Origin of the sequence: Chromobacterium paludis, assembly GCF_008275125.1 — a bacterium.
Lineage (GTDB): Bacteria > Pseudomonadota > Gammaproteobacteria > Burkholderiales > Chromobacteriaceae > Chromobacterium > Chromobacterium paludis.
In genome coordinates, this window is sequence record NZ_CP043473.1 from 3517128 (window position 1) to 3539424 (window position 22297).

Here is a 22297-nt window from a genome sequence, read left to right on the forward strand (position 1 = left end):
ATTCGGTATTCAATTGTGTCGCACACACTCTATCTCGCGTCTTGGTTCCCCAAGCCACTCAAATGATAGGATCAAGCCTCACGAGCAATTAGTATCGGTTAGCTTCACGCCTCACAGCGCTTCCACACCCGACCTATCAACGTCCTGGTCTCGAACGACTCTTCAGGGAGGTCAAGCCTCCAGGGAAGTCTCATCTTCAGGCAAGTTTCCCGCTTAGATGCTTTCAGCGGTTATCTCTTCCGAACTTAGCTACCCGGCAATGCCACTGGCGTGACAACCGGTACACCAGAGGTTCGTCCACTCCGGTCCTCTCGTACTAGGAGCAGCCCCCGTCAAACTTCCAACGCCCACTGCAGATAGGGACCAAACTGTCTCACGACGTTTTGAACCCAGCTCACGTACCACTTTAAATGGCGAACAGCCATACCCTTGGGACCGGCTACAGCCCCAGGATGTGATGAGCCGACATCGAGGTGCCAAACACCGCCGTCGATGTGAACTCTTGGGCGGTATCAGCCTGTTATCCCCGGAGTACCTTTTATCCGTTGAGCGATGGCCCTTCCATTCAGAACCACCGGATCACTATGTCCTGCTTTCGCACCTGCTCGACTTGTCGGTCTCGCAGTTAAGCTACCTTTTGCCATTGCACTATCAGCACGATTTCCGACCGTACCTAGGTAACCTTCGAACTCCTCCGTTACACTTTGGGAGGAGACCGCCCCAGTCAAACTGCCTACCATGCACTGTCCCCAATCCGGATCACGGACCAAGGTTAGAACCTCAAACACACCAGGGTGGTATTTCAAGGACGGCTCCATCAGAACTAGCGTCCTGACTTCAAAGCCTCCCACCTATCCTACACAAGTCTGTTCAAAGTCCAATGCAAAGCTACAGTAAAGGTTCACGGGGTCTTTCCGTCTAGCAGCGGGGAGATTGCATCTTCACAAACACTTCAACTTCGCTGAGTCTCAGGAGGAGACAGTGTGGCCATCGTTACGCCATTCGTGCGGGTCGGAACTTACCCGACAAGGAATTTCGCTACCTTAGGACCGTTATAGTTACGGCCGCCGTTTACCGGGGCTTCGATCAAGAGCTTGCACCCCATCACTTAACCTTCCGGCACCGGGCAGGCGTCACACCGTATACGTCCACTTTCGTGTTGGCACAGTGCTGTGTTTTTGTTAAACAGTCGCAGCCACCGATTCTCTGCGACCTGTCAAAGCTTCGTGAGCAAGTCACTACACCTCAACAGGCATACCTTCTCCCGAAGTTACGGTATCAATTTGCCGAGTTCCTTCTCCTGAGTTCTCTCAAGCGCCTTAGAATTCTCATCCTGCCCACCTGTGTCGGTTTGCGGTACGGTTCTTATGTAGCTGAAGCTTAGTGGCTTTTCCTGGAAGCGTGGTATCAGTCACTTCAGGTCCGTAGACCCTCGTTATCACTTCTCGGCCTTAAGGGGCGGCGGATTTGCCTACCACCCCAGCCTACCGGCTTGAACAGACTATTCCAACAGTCTGCTGACCTAACCTTCTCCGTCCCCACATCGCACTACATAAAAGTACGGGAATTTTAACCCGTTTCCCATCGACTACGCTTTTCAGCCTCGCCTTAGGGGCCGACTCACCCTACGCCGATGAACGTTGCGTAGGAAACCTTGGGCTTTCGGCGAGCGGGCTTTTCACCCGCTTTATCGCTACTCATGTCAGCATTCGCACTTCTGATATCTCCAGCATCCCTTACGAGACACCTTCACAGACCTACAGAACGCTCCCCTACCACGCACAGTAAACTGTGCATCCGCAGCTTCGGTTATCAGTTTGAGCCCCGTTACATCTTCCGCGCAGGACGACTCGACCAGTGAGCTATTACGCTTTCTTTAAATGATGGCTGCTTCTAAGCCAACATCCTGGCTGTCTAGGCCTTCCCACTTCGTTTACCACTTAACTGATCATTTGGGACCTTAGCTGGCGGTCTGGGTTGTTTCCCTCTTGACGATGGACGTTAGCACCCACCGTCTGTCTCCCATGCTTGCACTTTCCGGTATTCAGAGTTTGCCATGGTTTGGTAAATCGCAATGACCCCCTAGCCATAACAGTGCTTTACCCCCGGAAGTGATACATGAGGCACTACCTAAATAGTTTTCGGGGAGAACCAGCTATCTCCGAGTTTGTTTAGCCTTTCACCCCTATCCACAGCTCATCCCCTAGTTTTGCAACACTAGTGGGTTCGGACCTCCAGTGCGTGTTACCGCACCTTCATCCTGGCCATGGATAGATCACTCGGTTTCGGGTCTACGCCCAGCAACTCAATCGCCCTATTCGGACTCGGTTTCCCTACGCCTCCCCTATTCGGTTAAGCTTGCTACTGAACGTAAGTCGCTGACCCATTATACAAAAGGTACGCAGTCACGGAACAAGTCCGCTCCCACTGTTTGTATGCATCCGGTTTCAGGTTCTATTTCACTCCCCTCCCGGGGTTCTTTTCGCCTTTCCCTCACGGTACTGGTTCACTATCGGTCGATCATGAGTATTTAGCCTTGGAGGATGGTCCCCCCATCTTCAGACAGGATTTCTCGTGTCCCGCCCTACTTCTCGACTGCTTAGTTCTTGCGATGCGTTTTCGTGTACGGGGCTATCACCCACTACGGCTGGACTTTCCATTCCATTCCACTAACGCAACTCATAACACAGTCAGGCTGTTCCGCGTTCGCTCGCCACTACTTACGGAATCTCGGTTGATTTCTTTTCCTCGAGTTACTTAGATGTTTCAGTTCACTCGGTTCGCCTCCTCTGACCTATGGATTCAGTCAGGGATCTCCTTGCGGAGGGGTTTCCCCATTCGGACATCGCGGGATCAAAGCTCTATTGCCAGCTCCCCCGCGCTTTTCGCAGGCTTACACGTCCTTCATCGCCTATGATCGCCAAGGCATCCACCAGATGCACTTAGTCGCTTGACCCTATCATTTCAGTAACCTAAATTACCGCAACAACAGAGAGTGTTTGTGCGACGACTGCACCGCCCCTTTTGATATCGCGACGCAGCCTTAGATACAATCAAATACCCAAGATGACGATTTGTTGATGCACAGAATTAACTCTGCATCTTCATCTCGCCGTCTTTATATATTCGGCTTCTTCAGTTTGTTAAAGATCGGGCGTTTATACAACGCAAACAGAATCCAACTCTTCCGAATTCGATTTTGTTTGCGATGGTGGAGGATGACGGGATCGAACCGACGACCCCCTGCTTGCAAAGCAGGTGCTCTCCCAACTGAGCTAATCCCCCTCTTTTTGGGTGATGCTGCGTTGCTCAGTCGCTCATGTGCATAAGCACATGTCGCTTCTTCGCGCCTTGCCTGACCCAAAAAATACTGGTGGGTCTGGTAGGACTCGAACCTACGACCCCTGCGTTATCAACACAGTGCTCTAACCAGCTGAGCTACAAACCCAGTAGTCGTTTGATACCACATCCTTTTCGATCAAAATCAAGCAGATCCAGGCGAAAGCTGACGACGTGTACATCGAGTACACGAGGAAGCTTTCAACGCAGAGCTGCGCCGATTTTCATCGAAAATGCCCTTAACTTGAATAACCGATAGGCTGTAAGTGCTTGGCGATCGCCTTCTCTAGAAAGGAGGTGATCCAGCCGCAGGTTCCCCTACGGCTACCTTGTTACGACTTCACCCCAGTCATGAATCCCACCGTGGTAAGCGGCCTCCTTGCGGTTAGCCTACCCACTTCTGGTGAAACTCACTCCCATGGTGTGACGGGCGGTGTGTACAAGACCCGGGAACGTATTCACCGCAGCATGCTGATCTGCGATTACTAGCGATTCCGACTTCACGCACTCGAGTTGCAGAGTGCGATCCGGACTACGATCGGTTTTATGAGATTGGCACCACCTCGCGGCTTAGCGACCCTCTGTACCGACCATTGTATGACGTGTGAAGCCCTGCTCATAAGGGCCATGAGGACTTGACGTCATCCCCACCTTCCTCCGGTTTGTCACCGGCAGTCTCATTAGAGTGCCCAACTGAATGATGGCAACTAATGACAAGGGTTGCGCTCGTTGCGGGACTTAACCCAACATCTCACGACACGAGCTGACGACAGCCATGCAGCACCTGTGTTACGGCTCCCTTTCGGGCACCAAGATATCTCTACCAAGTTCCGTACATGTCAAGAGCAGGTAAGGTTTTTCGCGTTGCATCGAATTAATCCACATCATCCACCGCTTGTGCGGGTCCCCGTCAATTCCTTTGAGTTTTAACCTTGCGGCCGTACTCCCCAGGCGGTCAACTTCACGCGTTAGCTACGCTACCAAGGATTCAAACCCCCAACAGCTAGTTGACATCGTTTAGGGCGTGGACTACCAGGGTATCTAATCCTGTTTGCTCCCCACGCTTTCGTGCATGAGCGTCAGTGTCATCCCAGGGGGCTGCCTTCGCCATCGGTATTCCTCCACATCTCTACGCATTTCACTGCTACACGTGGAATTCTACCCCCCTCTGACGCACTCTAGTCGTGCAGTCTCCAATGCCGTTCCCAGGTTAAGCCCGGGGCTTTCACATCAGACTTGCACAACCGCCTGCGCACGCTTTACGCCCAGTAATTCCGATTAACGCTTGCACCCTACGTATTACCGCGGCTGCTGGCACGTAGTTAGCCGGTGCTTATTCTTCAGGTACTGTCATCCCCCAGCGGTATTAGCGCTAGGGATTTCCTCCCTGACAAAAGTCCTTTACAACCCGAAGGCCTTCTTCAGACACGCGGCATGGCTGGATCAGGCTTGCGCCCATTGTCCAAAATTCCCCACTGCTGCCTCCCGTAGGAGTCTGGGCCGTGTCTCAGTCCCAGTGTGGCGGATCATCCTCTCAGACCCGCTACTGATCGTCGCCTTGGTGAGCTCTTACCTCACCAACTAGCTAATCAGACATCGGCTGCTCGTATAACGCGAGGTCTTTCGATCCCCCGCTTTCCCCCTCAGGGCGTATGCGGTATTAATCCGGCTTTCGCCGAGCTATCCCCCATTACACGGTACATTCCGATGCATTACTCACCCGTTCGCCACTCGCCACCAGGAGCAAGCTCCCGTGCTGCCGTTCGACTTGCATGTGTAAAGCATGCCGCCAGCGTTCAATCTGAGCCAGGATCAAACTCTTCAGTTCAATCTCATAGCAATTTTCTGGCACGCAAGTTCAAAGAAATAAACAAGTATCTCTTGTCTCTTGCAGTGCAAGTATTTGGCTTTCACCAAGCACTTACACCTATCGGTTATTCGTTCTGTTAAAGAGCAGTGCTGGACGCTGTTTTCGTCACCCCGGAAACCGTTTCGTTTCCGCCGTTTCGTTCGCTGCGTCAGCTGAGGAGGCGAACTATACCTGCACCCTCACCCTCGGTCAACAGGTTTTTTGAGAAAAAGACGAAAATTTCACGGCAGATTCTACAAATAACTGATTTAAAAGAAAATATTCATATTAACTTTTGAATATCTCCGCTCTAGACTCTTCAAAATGACGGCCTGCTCCACTGATCCAAGCATTGAAAACTTTTGAAACCCACTCAATTCACCGCTTATTTTCTGAGAAAAGCGGAAGTTACCTATTTTTCATCCTCCAGCTTTTTGACATTGTCATTTCAGGCTAGAATCAACCGCCCTTCATCCTTAAGGAGCAAGCCATGAACATTTCCCTGAAACAACGCATCCATGGCCTGCCTTCGGGATTTCATCTGCTGATGCTCAGCGATGTATTGAGCGGTCTGGCCATGGGCGCCGGCTATGTCAGCATCAGCTGGTGGGTGGTGACCATGGGCGGCGCCAGCGACATGGCCTGGTTCAGCACCTTGACCGCGCTGGTGATGCTGGTGGCGCTGCCGCTGACCGCGCCGCTGGGCGACCGCTTTCCCAAGAACCGCGTCATCGCCGGCGGCATCGTACTGGCCATGCTGTCCGGCTTGGCCTTGGCCACTATGGCTTGGTTCCATATCTATAAATTGGCTTGGGTGGTAGCCAGCGAGTCGCTGGCCATGCTCGCCTGGGCCATGGTGATTCCGTCCATGCTCAGCATCGCCTCGGAACTGGTGCCGGCGGCGCGCCTGTCCGACGCCTTGTCGCTGCAAAAAAGTTCGCAGTCGATGGGCAATCTGATTGGCCCGGTCATCGGCGGCAGCCTGATGGCCGTCGCGCCCGCCTGGCTGGCCCTGAGCAGCTATGCGCTGCTGCTGGCCATCGCCGCCGTCGGCGCCTTGCGCATCCAGATCCCGCCACGCAGCCTGGAGCATGTCCGGGCCGAAAGCTTCATCGAGCAGATACGCAGCGGCCTGCGCCTGCGCTGGCGCATCCCACTGGAACGCAGCTGGGCATTTTGGGGCTTGCTGGTGATGACCGCCTACTTTCCCATGGTGGCCACGCTGTTGCCGATCAAGCTGCACCAGCTGAAGCTGCCGGCATTCTGGCTGGGCGCCTGCGAGGCGGCGGTCAGCGGCGGCCTGTTGGTCGGCTCGCTATGGCTGACTCACCGCCTGCTGCAGCGCTGCAGCCGGCCGCGCGCCCGCGCCTTCGCCATGTGCGCGCTAGGCGCGGTGTTCCTGGTGGTGGCGCTGACCGATCACCCGATGGTGATGCTGGCCATGTTCGGCATGGAAGGCGTGCTGCTGTCCATCACCATGCTGATCGGCCAGACCCATCGCACCCTGGCGGTGCCGGAAGCCTATCGCGCGCGGGTATCGGCGATCAATGTGCTGGTGGCCAAGCTGGGCGGCATGTTGGGGCCGGCGCTGGCAGGCATGCTGCTGGCCCACTGGTCGCTGGATGCGGTGTATCTGTTCTTCGCAGTCTTTCACCTGCTGACCGTGCCGCCCATGTTGCTGCTGCCCGGCGTCAACCGTTTCCTGAACCTGAGCCATGAAGAGGTGAAGGATTGGTACTTGAAGCAACACCCGGAGGCCTTCGAAGTCATCGCGCCGGCTGTCGATAAGCTGAAGCAGCCGGTATAAAGCCAAACGGCGGCCTGGGGCCGCCGTTGTCTCTATATATATGTCGTTCTGTCTTTATATAGGCAAAGGGGGCGGATCGCCCCCTTTCCCCGCCCCTCTCCCGCGAGAGAGAAGGGCGTCACGCGCAGACAGGCGTCTGCGGAATGATTACAGCACGTAGCGCGCCAGGTCCTCGCGTTCGGCCACTTCGCCCAGCTTGCCGTCCACGTAGGCACCGTCGATCTTGCACTCGCCCGCCTTGGCGTCGAAAGCCACTTCCTCCAGCAGCTTCTCCATCACCGTGTACAGACGGCGGGCGCCGATGTTCTCGGTTTTCTCGTTGACCTGCCAGGCGATCTCGGCCAGGCGCTGGATGCCGGATTCCTCGAACGCCAGCTCCACGCCCTCGGTGGCCAGCAGCGCCTGGTATTGGCGCGTCAGGCAGGCGTTGGTGCTGGTCAGGATGGCCTTGAAGTCGTCGACGGACAAGGACGACAGCTCGACGCGGATCGGCAGGCGGCCCTGCAGTTCCGGGATCAGGTCGGACGGCTTGGACAGCTGGAAAGCGCCGGAGGCGATGAACAGGATGTGATCGGTCTTCACCATGCCGTACTTGGTGGACACCGTGGTGCCCTCCACCAGCGGCAGCAGGTCGCGCTGCACGCCGGCGCGCGATACGTCGGCGCCGCTGTGGCCTTCGCCGCGGCTGGTGACCTTGTCGATCTCATCGAGGAAGACAATGCCGTTCTGCTCGACGTTCTTCAGCGCCTCGGCCTTCAGCTCTTCGTCGTTGACCAGTTTGGCGGCTTCTTCGTCTATCAGTTGCTTGAAGGCGTCCGCCACCTTCATCTTGGCGGTCTGCTTCTTGCCGGCGCCCATGCCCTGGAACATGCCTTGCAGCTGGCTGGCGAAATCCTCCATGCCCGGCGGCGCCATCACGTTCATCTGCGCCACCGGCGCGGCGATTTCCAGCTCGATCTCTTTATCGTCGAACTTGCCCTCGCGCAGCATCTTGCGGAATTTCTGGCGGGTAGCGCCGTCCTCATGCTTCTCCTCGGCAACCGGCTCCTCGGCGAAGAAGCCCGACGGCTGCTTGCGCGGCTGCGGCAGCAGCACGTCGAGGATGCGCTCCTCGGCGGCGTCTTCGGCGCGCACCCGGTTGCGCTTGATCGCCGCCTCGCGGGTGTCCTTGATCGCCACGTCCATCAGGTCGCGGATGATGGTGTCCACGTCGCGGCCGACATAGCCCACCTCGGTGAACTTGGTGGCTTCCACCTTGATGAAGGGCGCGCCGGACAGCTTGGCCAGGCGGCGGGCGATCTCGGTCTTTCCCACGCCGGTGGGGCCTATCATCAGAATGTTCTTGGGGGTGATCTCGCTGCGCAGCGGCTCGGCCACCTGCTGGCGGCGCCAGCGGTTGCGCAGGGCGATGGCGACGGCGCGCTTGGCCTTGTGCTGGCCGATGATGTGCTGGTCCAGTTCGTGGACGATTTCCTGCGGGGTCATTTGCGTCATGACGTTCTCCGCCCGGCCGCGATGGCCGGGTCTTGCATTCGGGGTCAGGCCTCGTCGTCCGGGCCCAGGGTTTCAATCAGGTGGTTGTGGTTGGTGTAGATGCAGATGTCGCCGGCGATCTCCAGCGACTTCTTCACCACCACTTCCGGCGCCAGGTCCGTGTTCTCGAACAGCGCGCGCGCGGCGGACTGGGCGAAGGCGCCGCCGGAGCCGATGGCGGCGATGCCCTGCTCCGGCTCCAGCACGTCGCCGTTGCCGGTGATGATCAGCGTATGGTCCTTGTCGGCCACGATCAGCATCGCCTCCAGCCGGCGCAGCATGCGGTCGGTGCGCCAGTCCTTGGCCAGCTCCACCGCCGACACCAGCAAGTTGCCCTGGTGCTTTTGCAGCTTGGCCTCGAAGCGCTCGATCAGCGTGAAGGCGTCGGCCGTGCCGCCGGCGAAACCGGCCAACACCTTGCCGCCGTGCAGCTTGCGTATCTTGCGCGCAGTGGCCTTGATCACGATATTGCCCAGGGTCACTTGCCCGTCGCCGCCCAGCGCCACGCGCTCGCCGCGCCGGACGGAAACGATAGTGGTTCCGTCAAACTGCTGCATATTGGTATTCCAGTGTATGGCGGCCGGCGGTGTGCCGGCCTTTGTCCGATATAGGCAGGTATATGCTGGCGATTGTCCCGATTGCAAGCATGGGCAACAGGGCTTGCCCACCCGGCCTAGAAAATGAGAATGATTTGCGTTACTATCATTCACATGAAGTCCGCACCCTTTCTGCAATTTTCCGCCTTGTGCGGCGTGCTGGCGGCGCATGTCCTGGCGCTGTGGCTGCTGAACGACTCGTGCGCCGGCCGGCCCGCCGTCACGCCGCCGCGTCTCCTCAGCATGGAAATGGTGGCGCCGGCGCCGCCGCGAGAATACCCAAAGCCTACGCCCGCCGCGCCGGCCAAACCGCGCCAGACGGAAGCGAAACCGACGCCAATCAAGACCGCGCCCCCAACGCCTCGGCTGCAGACCAGCCAGACGCCCATCGACACGCCCGCGCCGGCCCAAGCCATCAGCGCGCCGGCCCAGCCGGCCGCCTCCCTCGCTGCCGACGCGCCCAAAACCAATGACAAACCCGCAGCCACGGGCAAGCCCCAGGCCATCACCGAACCGCTGGCGCGCGGCGGCTATCTGAACAATCCCGCGCCGACCTATCCATCGGAGTCGCAGGAGGACGGCGAAGCCGGCACCGTGCGGCTGCGCGTCCATGTCAGCGCCCAGGGCCTGCCGCTGGACGTCAGCGTGCAGCAAAGCAGCGGCTTCTTCCGGCTGGACCGCGCCGCGCTGGCCGCCGTCAAACGCTGGCGCTTCATTCCGGCCAAGCGCGGCGACGAGTCCATCGCCTACACCTTTATCGTTCCCGTTGAATTTTCTTTGAAATCGATCCGCTCATGAACATTCTGACCGTATTCCAACAAGGAGACGCCGTATTGATCGCGGTGTTCCTGCTCCTCATCCTGATGTCGGTGCTGACCTGGTACTTGATCCTGGTGCGCGGCGCGCAAGCCTGGCGGCTGCGCCGCGCCAACCGCGAAGCCGAGAGCGCGCTGTGGGGCGCGCCGGATTGGCGCGCGGCGGAGAACGGCCTGGCGGGCAGCGCCAGTCAATTCGCCGCGCTGGCCCGCGCCGGCATCGCCGCCTTGCGGCAATACCAAGGCCAAGCCGGCCGCGCGCTGGGCCAGGCCTGCGGCGTGGACGAATTCCTGACCCGCGCCATCCGCAAGGCCTTGGCGCGGGAAAACGCGCGCCAGGAGGCCGGTTTGACCGTGCTGGCCTCCATCGGCTCCACCGCGCCCTTCGTCGGCCTGTTCGGCACCGTCTGGGGCATCTATCACGCCCTGGTCAATATCGGCCACGCCGGCCAGATGAGCATAGGCGCAGTGGCCGGCCCGATAGGCGAGGCGCTGGTGGCCACCGCTGCCGGCCTGGCCGCCGCCATCCCGGCGGTGCTGGCCTATAACGCGCTGACCCGCGCCCAGCGCGTGATGGCGCAGGAGCTGGACGACTTTGCCCACGACCTGCACGCCCAATTACTGACCCAATCCGGAGACGGCCATGGCCTTCGGTAGCTTCAACCCAGGCCCGGCCGCGCCGATGGCCGAACCCAATACCACGCCGCTGGTGGACGTGATGCTGGTGCTCTTGGTGGTATTCATCATCACCACGCCGCTGCTGACCAATGCGGTGCAAGTGGACCTGCCGCGCGCCCAGGCCGCCGCCGATCAGGCCAAGCCGGAACAGATCCGCCTGGCGGTACAGGCGGACGGCAAGCTGTTCTGGAACGACCAGCCGGTGGCGGAGACCGCGCTGCCGGCGCGCTTTGCCGCCGCCGCCGCGGCTAACCCTGGCGTTGAGCTGCACTTGTCCGCCGACAAGGCCGTGCGCTATGAAACGGTGGCCAAGGCCCTGGCCACCGCGCAGCGTAACGGGGTCGCCAAGATCGGCTTCGTCACCGCCGCCCCCTGATTCCTCCACTGCAACCCCCGCCGCTGGCGCCGGTCCAAACCCCCTGGCGCGGCAAGGGCCCTGGACGCAAGACCTGGCCTTCGCCGCCTCTTCATGGCAATATCATCGACATTCCTGACGATTTAACACGCCAAGCTGTCCAGCCTGGCCCAACTCATGGTTTCACCACGATGCGAAAGTCTGCCCCCCGCCTGAGCCTGGCCGCCGCCCTGGCCTGCTCCGGCCACGTTGCCCTGGCCGCGCTGCAGCCCGTCAGCGAAGCGCCGTTGGCCTTGCAAACCAGCATCCGCTGCCAGCACAACACCGACAACAGCCTCGATTGCACCACGCGCAACCAATTCACCATTTTGAAACCCGCCGGCAAGGACCTGCTGTCGCGCATAGATTTCACCTATCCGGACACCGACCGCCTAGAAGTCCTCAGCGGAGCCGTCCGCCAACAGGATGGCCGCGTGATCCAGCTGGCCAAGTCCCAAGTGGAAACGCGCGCCGCGCCCAACCCCTATGCCGGCGTAAGCCGCGACAAGCAAACCTGGCTGGCATTCCCGGAGCTGGCCGTGGGCAGCACGGTGAGTTACGAAGTGAAGCATCACATCGCCGCCGCCCCGCTGAGCCGCGAGCTGCTGTACCGCCTGGATTTCGACCCGGAACCGGTGCGCTATGACAGCTATCATTTCGAACTGAGTTCGCCGCGTCCGCTGATCTGGCGCGGCGAAAAAATGGACGGCTTCCAAGTGAGCGAAAGCGCGGACAAGCGGTCCATCAGCGTCGACCAGAAAGGCGTGCGCTACCTTAACCTCACCAATGAGGCCGACGACAGCGCCCTGCGCGCCTGGCCGCGGCTGAGCGTGGCCACCAGCGAACAGCCGCAGCAGCACTTCGGCAGCTATGCCGCGCGCTACAACGAAATCCTGGCGGCGCCGCTGCCGCCCGGCGCCGCAGCAGCGGTGGCGGCCGAAAAGGGCAAGCCCGCCGCCCAGCAGGTGGCGGCCTTCATGCAGCACATCAACAGCCATTACCGTTACCTGAACGATCAGCGGCTGGCCGAGCGCGGCCTGGTGCCGTTCACGCTGGCCGAGATCGAACAGCATGGTTACGGCGACTGCAAGGACCTGGCCACCCTGCTGACTGCCATGCTGCGCGCCGCGGGCATAGACGCGGAACCGGCGCTGGTGTTCCGCGGCCGCTTCGCCCCCCCGCCGCTGCTGCCCGGCCTGGGCACGGTCAACCACATGATCGTGCGCGCGGTGGTAAACGGCAAAGTGGAATGGCTGGACGCCACCAATCCCTTCTTCGCGCCCGATCGCATCATGCCGGACCTGCAGGAACGCCCGACCTACCTGATGGGCCGCGACGGCCAGGTGCGCCAAGACTACATCCCCATCCAGCCGGCAACCGTCAGCCTATCCGTCAAGCGGCATGAAGTGCTGCGCAAGGATGGCAGCGCGCTGATCGCCAGCCAGACGGAGCTTTCCGGCTGGCCGCTGGTGGAGCTGACCATGCGCGACCGCTTCCAGGGCGCCAGCAGCACGGAACAAAGCATCTGCCACGGCAGCGGCAACCAGCCGCAAGGCTGCAAGGTGGAACGCGCCGCCACCGGCTTCCTGCTGCCGGAGCGCTACCCCATCCGCCTGCAAGCCGTCGACATGCGCGCGCTGGAAAAGATTTCCGGCCTCTATCTGTATGACCCGCACCTGGACAGGCGCTGGAACGAATTCGACAGCTACCGCAGCAATGGCAACCAGGCTGACCTCTACCTGGGCGATCCGGAAATTCTGGAGCGCAACGTCACGCTGCAAGGCGCCAAGGCCATCCAGCCCGCCTTCAGCTGCCAGGCGCGCTCGCCGTGGTTTGACCTGGACCTGAAGCAAACCAGCAATGCGGCGGGCATCCACTATCAATGGCGGCTGGTCCGCAAAGTGCGCTGGCTCCGCCACGAGGACATCGTCAGCCCCGCCTTCGCCAAGCTGAACGCCGAGGCCCGCGCCTGCGCGATTCAGGCCAGACAGATCCTCAAGCTCTAAGCCCCGCGCCAGGGCCTGGCCATGCCGGGCCTGGCCCCGCCAGCCTCGACCTCTCCCGCCCCGCGGCCGGCTCGCCCAAAGGCCAGTTTTGCTGGCCAAAACGCCACGCCCGCCAGGCGCTTTCTGTTTTAAATAAAGGCGCTAATACATAAAGAACATTTAAATAAATGCTTGCCGTATGATGCATTGCCCATGACAATGCCCATTTGCCCGTACTACTACAAAGGGTAAAGTTCAGAAAGAAGCGAGCATGGAACTCCACCCCACTGGCCCGGGCCGCGAAGTACAGCTGGCCCCCAACGAGCTGATCGTCAGCAAGACCGATCCCAGCGGCCATATCACCTACGCCAACCGCGTGTTCATGCGCATCTCCGGCTATGCCGAACACCAGCTGCTGGGCAAACCGCATAACATCATCCGCCATCCCGACATGCCGCGCGGCGCCTACCGCCTGATGTGGCAAACGCTGCAAGGCGGCCACGAGTTCTTCGCCCTGGTGAAAAACGCCACCGCCGACGGCAATTATTACTGGGTGCTGGCCAATGTGACGCCGGACTATGACTTGTACGGCAAGCTACAAGGCTACTATTCGGTGCGGCGTCCGCCCAGCCGCTCCGCCATCGCCGCCATCGAGTCCATCTACGCCGAGATGCGCAAGATAGAAGCCGCCCACGGCAAGGCTGCCGCGCCGGACGCCTCGCGCGACTGGCTGCTCGCGCTGCTGCAAGAAAAAGGCTGCAGTTACCAGGACTTCATCCTGGGACTGAACGCCGAGGTACTGAAAGCCAAAGGAGTCACCGGATGAGCTCGCCGCGCAAACCCACCCCCTTCCTGCGCACCCACCTGGTCTGGGGCCTGGCCAGCTTCAACCTGCTGGTGCTGCTGTCCATAATCGACGACTACCTGCTGCCTCCGCTCGCCCACCACGCCATCAGCGCCCTGCTGCTCGTCACTACCCTCTTCTTGTCTTTCTGGCTCTGGCAAAAGGGCAGCCGCATCTTCCTGCTGCTGAACTCGCTGACCAGCCAGTTGGGGCTCGCCTGCAGCGGCGAGCTGCACCATCGCAGCCGCGACACCCGCGAAATGGGCGAAGTGGGCCAGGTGGCCTGGCAACTCAACGATTTTCTCGACCTGGTGGAAACCTATTTCAAGGAAATCAACACCTGCTTCCAGGAAATCAGCCAGGGCAATTTCAGCCGCCGGCCGCTCAGCCAGGGCCTGCCGGGCATTCTGTCCAGCTCGCTGGAAAACGTGAACAAGGCGATCGAGGCCATGGCCGAAAACGACCGCTTCGTCCGCCGCAATCGGCTGTCCTCGCAGCTGGCGGCGCTGGGCAATCCGCATCTGCGGCAAGACCTGGCGGGCAGCCAGGGGGACCTGACCACGATCAACCAGGCCATGGACAGCGTGGCCGGCATCACGCGCGACAACGCGGCCGGCGCGCGCGACAGCCTGCGCAGCGCGGAAGAGCTATCCGGCCACCTGCAAACCATCGCCGGCAGCGTAACCAGCATGGACACCGCCAGCCAGATGCTGGCGCAGGAATGGCAAGGCATTGAACGGTCGCTGGCCGATATTTCCGCCATCGCCGATCAGACCAATCTGCTGGCCCTGAACGCGGCGATCGAGGCGGCGCGCGCCGGCGAAATGGGCCGCGGCTTCGCCGTGGTGGCGGATGAAGTGCGCAAACTGGCCGAACGCAGCAAGAGCACCGCCAACCAGGTGCAGGGCGTGCTGGAAACTCTGTCCAGCCGTATCGGCGACATGCAGACACAAGCCAGCGCGGCCGGCGGCGTGGCCGGCGAGGTGCAAACCTCGGTGGAAGCCTTCCGCCTGCGCTTCACCAGCCTGGCCGAGCAATCCGATCAGGTGCTGCGCCAAGTCAGCGAAGTGCAGATGAAATCGCAGACCTCGCTGCAGAAAGTCGCGCACGTGATCTACAAGCAAAGCGCTTATCACGCCGTGGAGGAGGCGCTGGCTCAAGCGCCGGCGCCGGAACTGGCCGCCTGGCTGGAAGGCGACGGCGCCGCCCTGTTCGGCAGCGCCGCGCAGGCGCTGCGCGCGCCGCTGCAACAATTGCAGCAGCAGGTGGACGCCGCCGTCGCCGCTGCCGCGCAAAGCGGACAGCTGGACGAGGCCGGCATTCTGGGCCGCATGAAGTCCATGGAACAGATCAGCGTCAAGCTGCAAACCGAGCTGGACAACCTGAGCGCAGGCTAAAGCCACGCCGCTCCACATGCCAACCGGGCCAGCCAGGCCCGGTTTTTTTGCGTCTTGCCGCAAGCGCGGATGCCCTCTCTTCCCCTGCGCCGTCCTCTCGGCAACCGGCACAGGCCCTTCGCCGCCGCCATTCCCATCAGGTCCACCCATGCCAGCCGCAAACCCAGCCACGGCGCTTGGCATTCGATTTCTGACTATAAAACGAGTAGGGCGCGCGGCTAAATGTAAAACTTATACGTAAATATGAAATGTATTTCATTTTAAAAATTACATTTTGCAATCCACAAAAATTCATAGGCATAATTTGATGTGAATTCCTCTCCTTCTATTTCAGCCTCAATCCAGGCCGACGCAAGCCCTGGGCCAAAAAAAACCGCCCTCGCAAGGGCGGTTGGTGCCGGATGCATCCGCGGGGCGTTTAGAAGAAGCCCAGCTTGTCCTCGGCATAGCTGACCAGCAGGTTCTTGGTCTGCTGGTAGTGCTCCAGCATCATCTTGTGCGTCTCGCGGCCGATGCCCGATTGCTTATAACCACCGAATGCCGCATGCGCCGGATAAGCGTGGTAGCAGTTGGTCCACACCCGGCCGGCTTCGATATGGCGGCCCATGAAGAAGGCGGTGTTCATGTCCCGCGTCCACACGCCGGCCCCCAGGCCATATAGCGTGTCGTTGGCGATGGCCAGCGCCTCGTCGCGATTCTGGAAGGTGGTCACCGACACCACCGGGCCGAAGATCTCTTCCTGGAAGATGCGCATCTTGTTGTGGCCGTGGAACACCGTGGGCTGAATGTAGAAGCCGCCGGCCAGATCGCCGTCCAAGTGCGCGCGCGCTCCGCCGGCCAGCAGCTGGGCGCCTTCCTCGCGGCCGATGGCGAGATAGCTCTGGATCTTGTCCATCTGCTCCATGGAAGCCTGCGCGCCTATCATGGTGGACGGATCCAGCGGGTTGCCCTGCTTGATGGCGGCCACGCGGGCCAGCGCTTTTTCCATGAAGCGGTCGTAGATGGACTCATGGATCAGCGCGCGGCTGGGGCAGGTGCACACTTCGCCCTGATTCAGCGCGAACATCACAAAGCCTTCGATGGCCTTGTCGAAGAAGGCGTCATCCTTGGCCGCCACGTCGTCGAAGAAGATATTCGGCGACTTGCCGCCCAGTTCCAGCGTCACGGGAATCAGGTTCTGGCTGGCGTATTGCATGATCAGGCGGCCGGTGCCGGTTTCGCCGGTGAAGGCGATCTTGGCGATGCGCTTGGAGCTGGCCAGCGGCTTGCCGGCCTCCACGCCAAAGCCATTAACCACGTTGAGCACGCCGGGCGGCAGCAGGTCGCCCACCAGCTCCATCAACACCAGGATGGACAGCGGCGTCTGTTCGGCCGGCTTCAGCACCACGCAGTTGCCGGCCGCCAGCGCCGGCGCCAGCTTCCACGCCGCCATCAGGATGGGGAAGTTCCACGGGATGATCTGGCCCACCACGCCCAGCGGCTCGTGGAAGTGGTAGGACACCGTATCGGCGTCGATCTCGCCCAGGCTGCCCTCCTGGGCGCGCACGCAGGCGGCGAAATAACGGAAATGGTCGATGGCCAGCGGGATGTCGGCGGCCCGCGTTTCGCGTATCGGCTTGCCGTTGTCCCAGGTTTCCACTTCGGCCAGCAAACCCAGATTGGCCTCCATGCGGTCGGCGATCTTGTTCAGGATGATGGCGCGCTCGGTCACCGGGGTATGGCCCCACTTGAAGCGCGCGGCATGGGCGGCATCCAGCGCCAGCTCCACGTCCTGCTCGTCAGAGCGCGGAATCTCGCACAAGGGCTTGCCGGTGATGGGCGTGACGTTCTCGAAATAGCGTCCGTTGACCGGCGGCACCCATTGGCCCCCGATATAGTTGGCGTAGCGCGTTTTGAGCGGGAATCCGGGTTGCAGGTTTGCCATCTTGCGTCTCCTTTTGAGGTGGATGGTGCGTATCCGTGTAACGGATTCCGCCACAGCGCAAAGGCCATGCCAGATTTATGAATTTTGCATTGCAATATCGTCGATTGCCTTGGCGCGCGCGGTTTTTCACTCCCACATTCCGCAGCGCAGCAAATCCCGATAAAAATCAGCGTATTGCCAAGGGCGATGAGCTGGCCATAATCGGCCCATCTGCCCCATGAAACTGTCTCGCGCCGCGACAGCTGTCGCAAGGCCATGAGACACCTCAGGAGACGCGCATGACCCAGGCCGCCCGCCTGCCGCTGGACGAAATCCGCCGCCGCTTCTTCTCCGACCAACCATTGCCCGGACAGGCGCTGCCGCCATCCATCCTGCACTCCTGGCAACGCTGCCGCGGCCTGGGCCTGAGCGCCGGCGCGCGCGGCGGCGAGAGGCTGACGGAAATGGAATTGCGCGAACGGCGCGAGGCCAACGCGGCCTGGCTGGAACCCGCCCGCCCGGCGCTGGCCGGGCTGTTCGAGCAGCTGGCCGGCCAAGACCTGGCGCTGGTGGTGTCCGACAGGCGCGGACTGATACTGGACGAAAGCGGCGACATCGCCTTTCTGGACAAGGCGGCGCGGCTGGCGCTGACGCCCGGCATGGACTGGAGCGAGGCCGCGCGCGGCACCAACGCCATCGGCACCGCGCTGGCGGCGCGCGACAGCATCGTGGTGCGCGGGGCCGAGCATTATCTGGAACGCAACCGGGTGCTGGCCTGCGCGGCCGCGCCGCTGCTCGGTCCGCAGGGCGAGCTGCTGGGCGCGCTCGACATCAGCGGCGCCAGCCGCAAGCTGGGCCAAGTGCAAGTGCGCGCGCTGCAAGCGGCGCGCGGCCTGATCGAAGCGCGGCTGCTGGAGGAGGCCGCCCGTTACGGCTGGCAGCTCAGCCTGCACGCCGACCCGCGCCTGCTCGACAGTCCGACCGCCTGCCAGCTGGTTTTCGACGGCGATGGCCACCTGCTGGCCGCCAATCGGGCCGGGTTGTCGCTATGCGGCCTGCAGCCCGGCGGCTGGCAAGCGCGCCATTTCGCCGCCCTGTTCGGCCAAAGCCTGGAACACTGGCTAGATCAGCATGGCCAGGCGCTGAGCCTGCTGCGGATCGGCGCGCAACGCCTGTCCGCGCGCCTCAAACCGCCGGCCGTCGCCACACCGGCAACGCCGCCCGCGCCGCCCGCGCCGGCCGTCAGGCCGACCACGCCCGCCGACGCCGCTCCGCTGGACGGCATGCCGCCAGAGGTGTTCGCCATCGCGAACAAGCTGTTCGAAGCGGACATCCCCGTGCTGATCCTAGGCGAAACCGGCACCGGCAAGGACAGGCTGGCGCGCGCGCTGCATGCCGCCGGCAGCCGCCGCCGCCAGCCCTTCGTGGCGGTCAATTGCGCGGCCATCCCCGAAGGGCTGATCGAGGCCGAGCTGTTCGGCTACCTGCCCGGCGCCTATACCGGCGCCAGCCGCCAGGGCAGCAAAGGCAGGCTGCGCGAGGCGGACGGCGGCGTGCTGTTCCTGGATGAGATAGGCGACATGCCGCTGGCCATGCAGGCGCGGCTATTGCGGGTATTGCAGGAGCGCGAGGTGACGCCGCTGGGCGGCGGGCCGGCGCAAAAAGTGGACATTCGGCTGATCTGCGCCACCCACCGCGACTTGCGCGCCAGAGTGGACGAAGGCGGCTTCCGCGCCGACCTGTATTACCGGCTGTGCCATTACCCCCTCAGCCTGCCGCCGCTGCGCGAACGCGGCGACATCGCCGCCATCGCTCAGGCCATGCTGGACGGCATGGGCGCGGCCAAACGCGGCGTCACGCTGTCGCCGGAGCTGGCGCGCGCCATCCGCGGCTACCGCTGGCCCGGCAATCTGCGCGAACTGGCCAATCTGCTGGCCACCTTGCTGGCGCTGGTGGACGACGGCGCAACGCTAACCCTGGAGCAGCTACCGGCCGCGCTGCGCGAGGACATGGCCAGCGCGGGCCATGCTGTGACGGATAACGCGCTAGCGCAAGTTCTGCGCCGCTGCGGCGGCAACGCCAGCGCCGCGGCGCGCGCCCTGGGCATCAGCCGCGCCACGCTGTACCGGCGCTTAGGCAAAGCCGCCAAATAAGTGCGGCGGCGCTAGGCGGCGGGCGCGGCTGGCCGGCCTGTTCGACGAAGCGCCGATTCCGTTCCGCCGCCAGAACGGCGGCGATTATCCGGACGGCCACCGCCTGGCCGGGCACATCGCGCCGGAACGCTCCGGCATTTGGGCCCATGTGGCCGCGCCGCGCGGCGGTGTCCCACAGCCCATTGCCATGGAAACGGCGGCGCAATGAAAAACGGCGGGGAGCCAAGCTTCCCGCCGTTGTTGCGCCGCCGATGCGATCAGAAGCCGAAGGCCGCCAATTCCTCGGCCGTCAGATGCCGCCACGCGCCCACCGGCAACTCGCCCAGCACGATCGCGCCCAGGCTTTCGCGGTGCAAGGCCTCCACCCGGTTGCTGGCCGCCGCCACCATGCGCTTCACCTGGTGGTACTTGCCCTCGGTGATGGTCAGCAGAATGGTGTGGGCGTCGACCTGCTCGATGCTGTCGGCGGCGAATTCTCGCGCCTCGTCGTTGAGGTAGACGCCGCTTTGCAGCTTGGCGATCAGCTCTTCCGTCGCCTCATGCTTCAAGGTCACGCGGTAGACCTTGGGCACCAGCTTCTTGGGCGAGGAGAGCGCGTGGATGAACTGGCCGTCGTTGGACAGCAGGATCAGGCCGGTGGTGTCCACGTCCAGCCTTCCCACCGCGCTGACGTCCAGATTGGAAAACGGGTCCGGCAGCAGCCGGTAGATGCTGGGATGGCACTGCGGCTTGTGCGAGGTTTCATAATTGGCCGGCTTGTGCAGCAAGAGATAGAGCGGGCCGCGCACCAGCGGCCACGGCTCGTCGTCCACCGCCAGGCTGGTGATGTCGGCCAGTTCGAACTGGGCGCGATAGTTGTCCACCACCTCGCCGTTCACTTCCACCAGGCCGTATTCGATCAGCTGGCGGCACTCCTTGCGGCCGCCAAAGCCTTGTTGTTGCAACAGTCGATAGAGTTCCATGGCCGGATGGTAGCACGCTAGAGGCAGTTGACGTTTGCGGAGCGGTCGCGCCGGGATGCGTTTCGGGACGAATCCGGGCGTTTTTCGCGCCGGCTCAGGACAGCAGGGTCTGCAGCGGCGCGGCGACGCAAACGCGATCCCGCCCTTGCTGCTTGGCCTGATACAAGGCCTCGTCCGCCGCCAGCACCACGCTTTCCGCGTCCTCGCCGTGCAGCGGGCACAGCGCCAGGCCGATGGACAGCGTCACCGACAGCGTGTGTCCCAACGCCTCGATTTCCATCTGCCGCACCGTCTCGCACAGCTTCTGCGCCTTGACGAAGGCGGCCTCCAGCGAGGCGCCGGGCAGCAGCACGAAAAACTCCTCGCCGCCATAGCGGCAAACGATGTCGCCGCTGCGGAAGTGGTCGCTCAGGTAGGCGCCCAGCGCGGTCAACACCACGTCTCCGCAGCGGTGGCCATAGGTGTCGTTGACGCGCTTGAAGTGGTCGGCATCCACCATCAGCACCGCCACGTCGCGGTGCAGCGCCAGCATGTGGTCCAGCACGCGCGGCAGGATCTCGTCCAGATGACGGCGATTGAACAAGCCGGTCAGCGGGTCGCGCAGCGCCTGCTCGCGCAGCCCTTGCTGCAGCAGCTCGATTTCGTCCACCTGGCGCCGCAAGGCGGTATTGGCGTCTTGCAGGCTTTGCTCCAGGCGCTTGCGCTCGCTGATATCGTTGACGCCGTTGATCACATACCAGGTTTTGTCGCTCTTCACCGTCGCGCAGGAAATCTGCGCCCAGAACTCGCGGCCTTGCGCGTCCTTCAGCCTGACCTCCTTGTCCTCCACCCGGCCGCGCACGCGCAGCGCCTGCGCCACTTCTTCACGCTCTCCGGCATGAACGTAAAAGTCCTGCACCCGCAATGCCCGCTCGGGCCGCAGACTGGCGCCGAACAATTCCTCCGCTCTTTCGTTGGCGTAGATCAGTTCGCCGCCGGCCAGACGGTTCATGGTCAGGGGGAAGGGCGCCGCGTCGGCCATCAGCCGCAAGCGCGACTCGCTTTCCGCCAACTGGCGGGTGCGCTCGCCCACCTTGGCTTCCAGCGACTGATTGGCCAGCAGCAGGCGACGCTCCACCTGCCGGCGTTCGTCCAGCAGCGCGCCGAACACCAGCAGGGTCACCGACTGCACCAGCGCCAGAAGCGCCACGTTCAACAAGGACTCTTCCGGCGTGGCGATGGCGAGCGCGCCTACGCCCAGGCGCACGCCGGTCAACGCCAGCGCGACGATGGCAAGCGACAAGCCATGCGCCAGCCGTAATTCGCTGCGGAAAGCCAGCCATAGCAAAGGCATGATGAAAAGATAAGGCAGGATGGCGTAGTGGCCGCCTTGTCCATGCAGGCCGCAGCACACCAGCGCCGCCAACAGCAGCGTGACGCCGGCGACCAGCGAGGTTTCGCGCCAACAGGCCGTGCCGGGCCCGTTGCGCGCGCCGCGTCCGGCCAGCAGCAACACCGGCGTCACGGTCAGCAGCAACACCGCATTGCCCAGCCACATCCGCGCGCCCAGCCATGCCAGCTCCGTCAAGGCGTGACGGTAGGCCGGCAACAAGGCGAAAACACGGCCCAAGGCCGCCAGCAGGCTAGCCAAGCCAACCGCGCCGGCCAGAAAAGCCAGTACGTCGGTCAGGCGGTAAAACGGCAAGCGGCGGCGCGGCGGCAAGTTGGCGCCCAGCAGGGCGGCGGCCAGGCAACTCAGCGCCAGCAGCGACCGGTCAGCCGCCAAGAGGCCGGGCTCCCGCCAGGCCAGCCAGAGCATGGCCAGCGCCAGGCCGGGCCAGACGCGGCCACCCAAGCGCAACAACAGCGCCAGCGCCAAAGGCAGGCCCAATTGCATCCCGCCTTGGTGGGGCGTGGGCAGACACCACGCCAGCAGCGTCGCAAACAGCGCATACGCCAAGGCTGCCGCCGCCTGCAAGCCGATAAAGTTCCATCCGGTACGCCATGTCACTTCGCGGAACGGCATCTCGTCTCCATCCTGTAGACGGGCAAGCCGCAGCCGC

13 protein-coding genes, 2 tRNA genes and 2 rRNA genes are annotated in these 22297 nt (G+C 62.2%); 8 read left to right on the forward strand and 9 right to left on the reverse strand.

Going from position 1 to position 22297, the window contains the following annotated elements:
- Positions 1-67 precede the first annotated feature (67 nt).
- The 4 genes from FYK34_RS16640 to FYK34_RS16655 all read right to left on the reverse strand — a co-directional run bounded on the left by FYK34_RS16640 (position 68) and on the right by FYK34_RS16655 (position 5167).
- Positions 68-2956: ribosomal RNA gene (locus FYK34_RS16640) — 23S ribosomal RNA — on the reverse strand.
- Between the two features lie 253 nt (positions 2957-3209).
- Positions 3210-3285: transfer RNA gene (locus tag FYK34_RS16645), tRNA-Ala, on the reverse strand.
- A gap of 86 nt (positions 3286-3371) precedes the next feature.
- A tRNA-Ile gene (locus FYK34_RS16650) sits at positions 3372-3448 on the reverse strand.
- Positions 3449-3629: 181 nt separating this feature from the next.
- Positions 3630-5167: ribosomal RNA gene (locus FYK34_RS16655) — 16S ribosomal RNA — on the reverse strand.
- The 16S and 23S rRNA genes sit together here with 2 tRNA genes alongside, the layout of an rRNA operon.
- A gap of 511 nt (positions 5168-5678) precedes the next feature.
- Between FYK34_RS16655 and FYK34_RS16660 the strand changes: the two genes are divergently transcribed.
- Positions 5679-6995: an MFS transporter gene (locus FYK34_RS16660; protein ID WP_149298346.1), complete on the forward strand. Its 1317-nt coding sequence runs from the start codon at positions 5679-5681 to the stop codon at positions 6993-6995.
- A 147-nt stretch (positions 6996-7142) separates the two neighbouring features.
- On the opposite strand, the gene hslU is transcribed toward FYK34_RS16660, so the two are convergent.
- Complete coding sequence (hslU, locus tag FYK34_RS16665; RefSeq protein ID WP_149298348.1) at positions 7143-8489, reverse strand: ATP-dependent protease ATPase subunit HslU; 1347 nt, start codon at positions 8487-8489, stop codon at positions 7143-7145.
- A gap of 44 nt (positions 8490-8533) precedes the next feature.
- Complete coding sequence (gene hslV, locus FYK34_RS16670) at positions 8534-9085, reverse strand: ATP-dependent protease subunit HslV (protein ID WP_011133956.1); 552 nt, start codon at positions 9083-9085, stop codon at positions 8534-8536.
- Between the two features lie 129 nt (positions 9086-9214).
- Here hslV and FYK34_RS16675 point away from each other — a divergent pair, with 129 nt between their 5' ends.
- The 6 genes from FYK34_RS16675 to FYK34_RS21235 all read left to right on the forward strand — a co-directional run bounded on the left by FYK34_RS16675 (position 9215) and on the right by FYK34_RS21235 (position 15237).
- The gene (locus FYK34_RS16675; RefSeq protein ID WP_231137298.1) at positions 9215-9922 is read left to right on the forward strand and encodes an energy transducer TonB; all 708 of its coding nucleotides are present in this window, start codon (positions 9215-9217) and stop codon (positions 9920-9922) included.
- Positions 9919-10596: a MotA/TolQ/ExbB proton channel family protein gene (locus FYK34_RS16680; protein ID WP_149298352.1), complete on the forward strand. Its 678-nt coding sequence runs from the start codon at positions 9919-9921 to the stop codon at positions 10594-10596. The genes FYK34_RS16675 and FYK34_RS16680 overlap by 4 nt, the downstream gene beginning before the upstream one ends.
- Positions 10583-10993, forward strand: coding sequence for an ExbD/TolR family protein (locus FYK34_RS16685; protein ID WP_149298354.1), 411 nt, complete (start codon positions 10583-10585; stop codon positions 10991-10993). Before FYK34_RS16680 ends, FYK34_RS16685 begins: the two co-directional genes overlap by 14 nt.
- Positions 10994-11163: 170 nt before the next feature.
- A complete protein-coding gene (locus tag FYK34_RS16690) occupies positions 11164-13017 on the forward strand; it encodes a DUF3857 domain-containing transglutaminase family protein (protein ID WP_149298357.1) in 1854 nt (617 codons plus the stop codon).
- 250 nt (positions 13018-13267) lie between these two features.
- Complete coding sequence (locus FYK34_RS16695; protein WP_149298359.1) at positions 13268-13822, forward strand: PAS domain-containing protein; 555 nt, start codon at positions 13268-13270, stop codon at positions 13820-13822.
- A gap of 593 nt (positions 13823-14415) precedes the next feature.
- Positions 14416-15237, forward strand: a complete 822-nt coding sequence (locus FYK34_RS21235) for a methyl-accepting chemotaxis protein (protein WP_456236752.1) — start codon at positions 14416-14418, stop codon at positions 15235-15237.
- A 418-nt stretch (positions 15238-15655) separates the two neighbouring features.
- Here the strand turns inward: FYK34_RS21235 and adh are convergent, their stop codons facing one another.
- Positions 15656-17161 (reverse strand): aldehyde dehydrogenase, encoded by a 1506-nt coding sequence (gene adh, locus FYK34_RS16705; protein WP_149298363.1) that lies wholly within the window; start codon positions 17159-17161, stop codon positions 15656-15658.
- A 278-nt stretch (positions 17162-17439) separates the two neighbouring features.
- Between adh and FYK34_RS16710 the strand changes: the two genes are divergently transcribed.
- Positions 17440-19293 carry a sigma-54-dependent Fis family transcriptional regulator gene (locus FYK34_RS16710; RefSeq protein ID WP_231137299.1) on the forward strand — a complete coding sequence of 618 codons (1854 nt, stop codon included), beginning with the start codon at positions 17440-17442 and terminating at the stop codon, positions 19291-19293.
- A 257-nt stretch (positions 19294-19550) separates the two neighbouring features.
- Here FYK34_RS16710 and FYK34_RS16715 read toward each other — a convergent pair whose 3' ends face one another.
- Together FYK34_RS16715 and FYK34_RS16720 are read right to left on the reverse strand one after the other, a co-directional pair.
- Entirely contained in the window at positions 19551-20255 is a 705-nt protein-coding gene (locus FYK34_RS16715; RefSeq protein WP_149298365.1) for a pseudouridine synthase, read from the reverse strand.
- A gap of 94 nt (positions 20256-20349) precedes the next feature.
- Positions 20350-22260 (reverse strand): sensor domain-containing diguanylate cyclase, encoded by a 1911-nt coding sequence (locus FYK34_RS16720; protein WP_149298367.1) that lies wholly within the window; start codon positions 22258-22260, stop codon positions 20350-20352.
- Between the last annotated feature and the right edge of the window lie 37 nt (positions 22261-22297).

Excerpts from the sequence above, each read along its gene's own strand:
- hslV (WP_011133956.1), bottom strand. The coding sequence starts at position 9,085 with ATGCAGCAGTTTGACGGAACCACTATCGTTTCCGTCCGGCGCGGCGAG.
- FYK34_RS21235 (WP_456236752.1), top strand. The coding sequence starts at position 14,416 with ATGGACAGCGTGGCCGGCATCACGCGCGACAACGCGGCCGGCGCGCGC.
- FYK34_RS16690 (WP_149298357.1), top strand. The coding sequence starts at position 11,164 with ATGCGAAAGTCTGCCCCCCGCCTGAGCCTGGCCGCCGCCCTGGCCTGC.
- FYK34_RS16710 (WP_231137299.1), top strand. The coding sequence starts at position 17,440 with ATGACCCAGGCCGCCCGCCTGCCGCTGGACGAAATCCGCCGCCGCTTC.
- hslU (WP_149298348.1), bottom strand. The coding sequence starts at position 8,489 with ATGACGCAAATGACCCCGCAGGAAATCGTCCACGAACTGGACCAGCAC.
- FYK34_RS16715 (WP_149298365.1), bottom strand. The coding sequence starts at position 20,255 with ATGGAACTCTATCGACTGTTGCAACAACAAGGCTTTGGCGGCCGCAAG.
- adh (WP_149298363.1), bottom strand. The coding sequence starts at position 17,161 with ATGGCAAACCTGCAACCCGGATTCCCGCTCAAAACGCGCTACGCCAAC.
- FYK34_RS16680 (WP_149298352.1), top strand. The coding sequence starts at position 9,919 with ATGAACATTCTGACCGTATTCCAACAAGGAGACGCCGTATTGATCGCG.
- FYK34_RS16675 (WP_231137298.1), top strand. The coding sequence starts at position 9,215 with ATGATTTGCGTTACTATCATTCACATGAAGTCCGCACCCTTTCTGCAA.
- FYK34_RS16685 (WP_149298354.1), top strand. The coding sequence starts at position 10,583 with ATGGCCTTCGGTAGCTTCAACCCAGGCCCGGCCGCGCCGATGGCCGAA.
- FYK34_RS16695 (WP_149298359.1), top strand. The coding sequence starts at position 13,268 with ATGGAACTCCACCCCACTGGCCCGGGCCGCGAAGTACAGCTGGCCCCC.
- FYK34_RS16720 (WP_149298367.1), bottom strand. The coding sequence starts at position 22,260 with ATGCCGTTCCGCGAAGTGACATGGCGTACCGGATGGAACTTTATCGGC.
- FYK34_RS16660 (WP_149298346.1), top strand. The coding sequence starts at position 5,679 with ATGAACATTTCCCTGAAACAACGCATCCATGGCCTGCCTTCGGGATTT.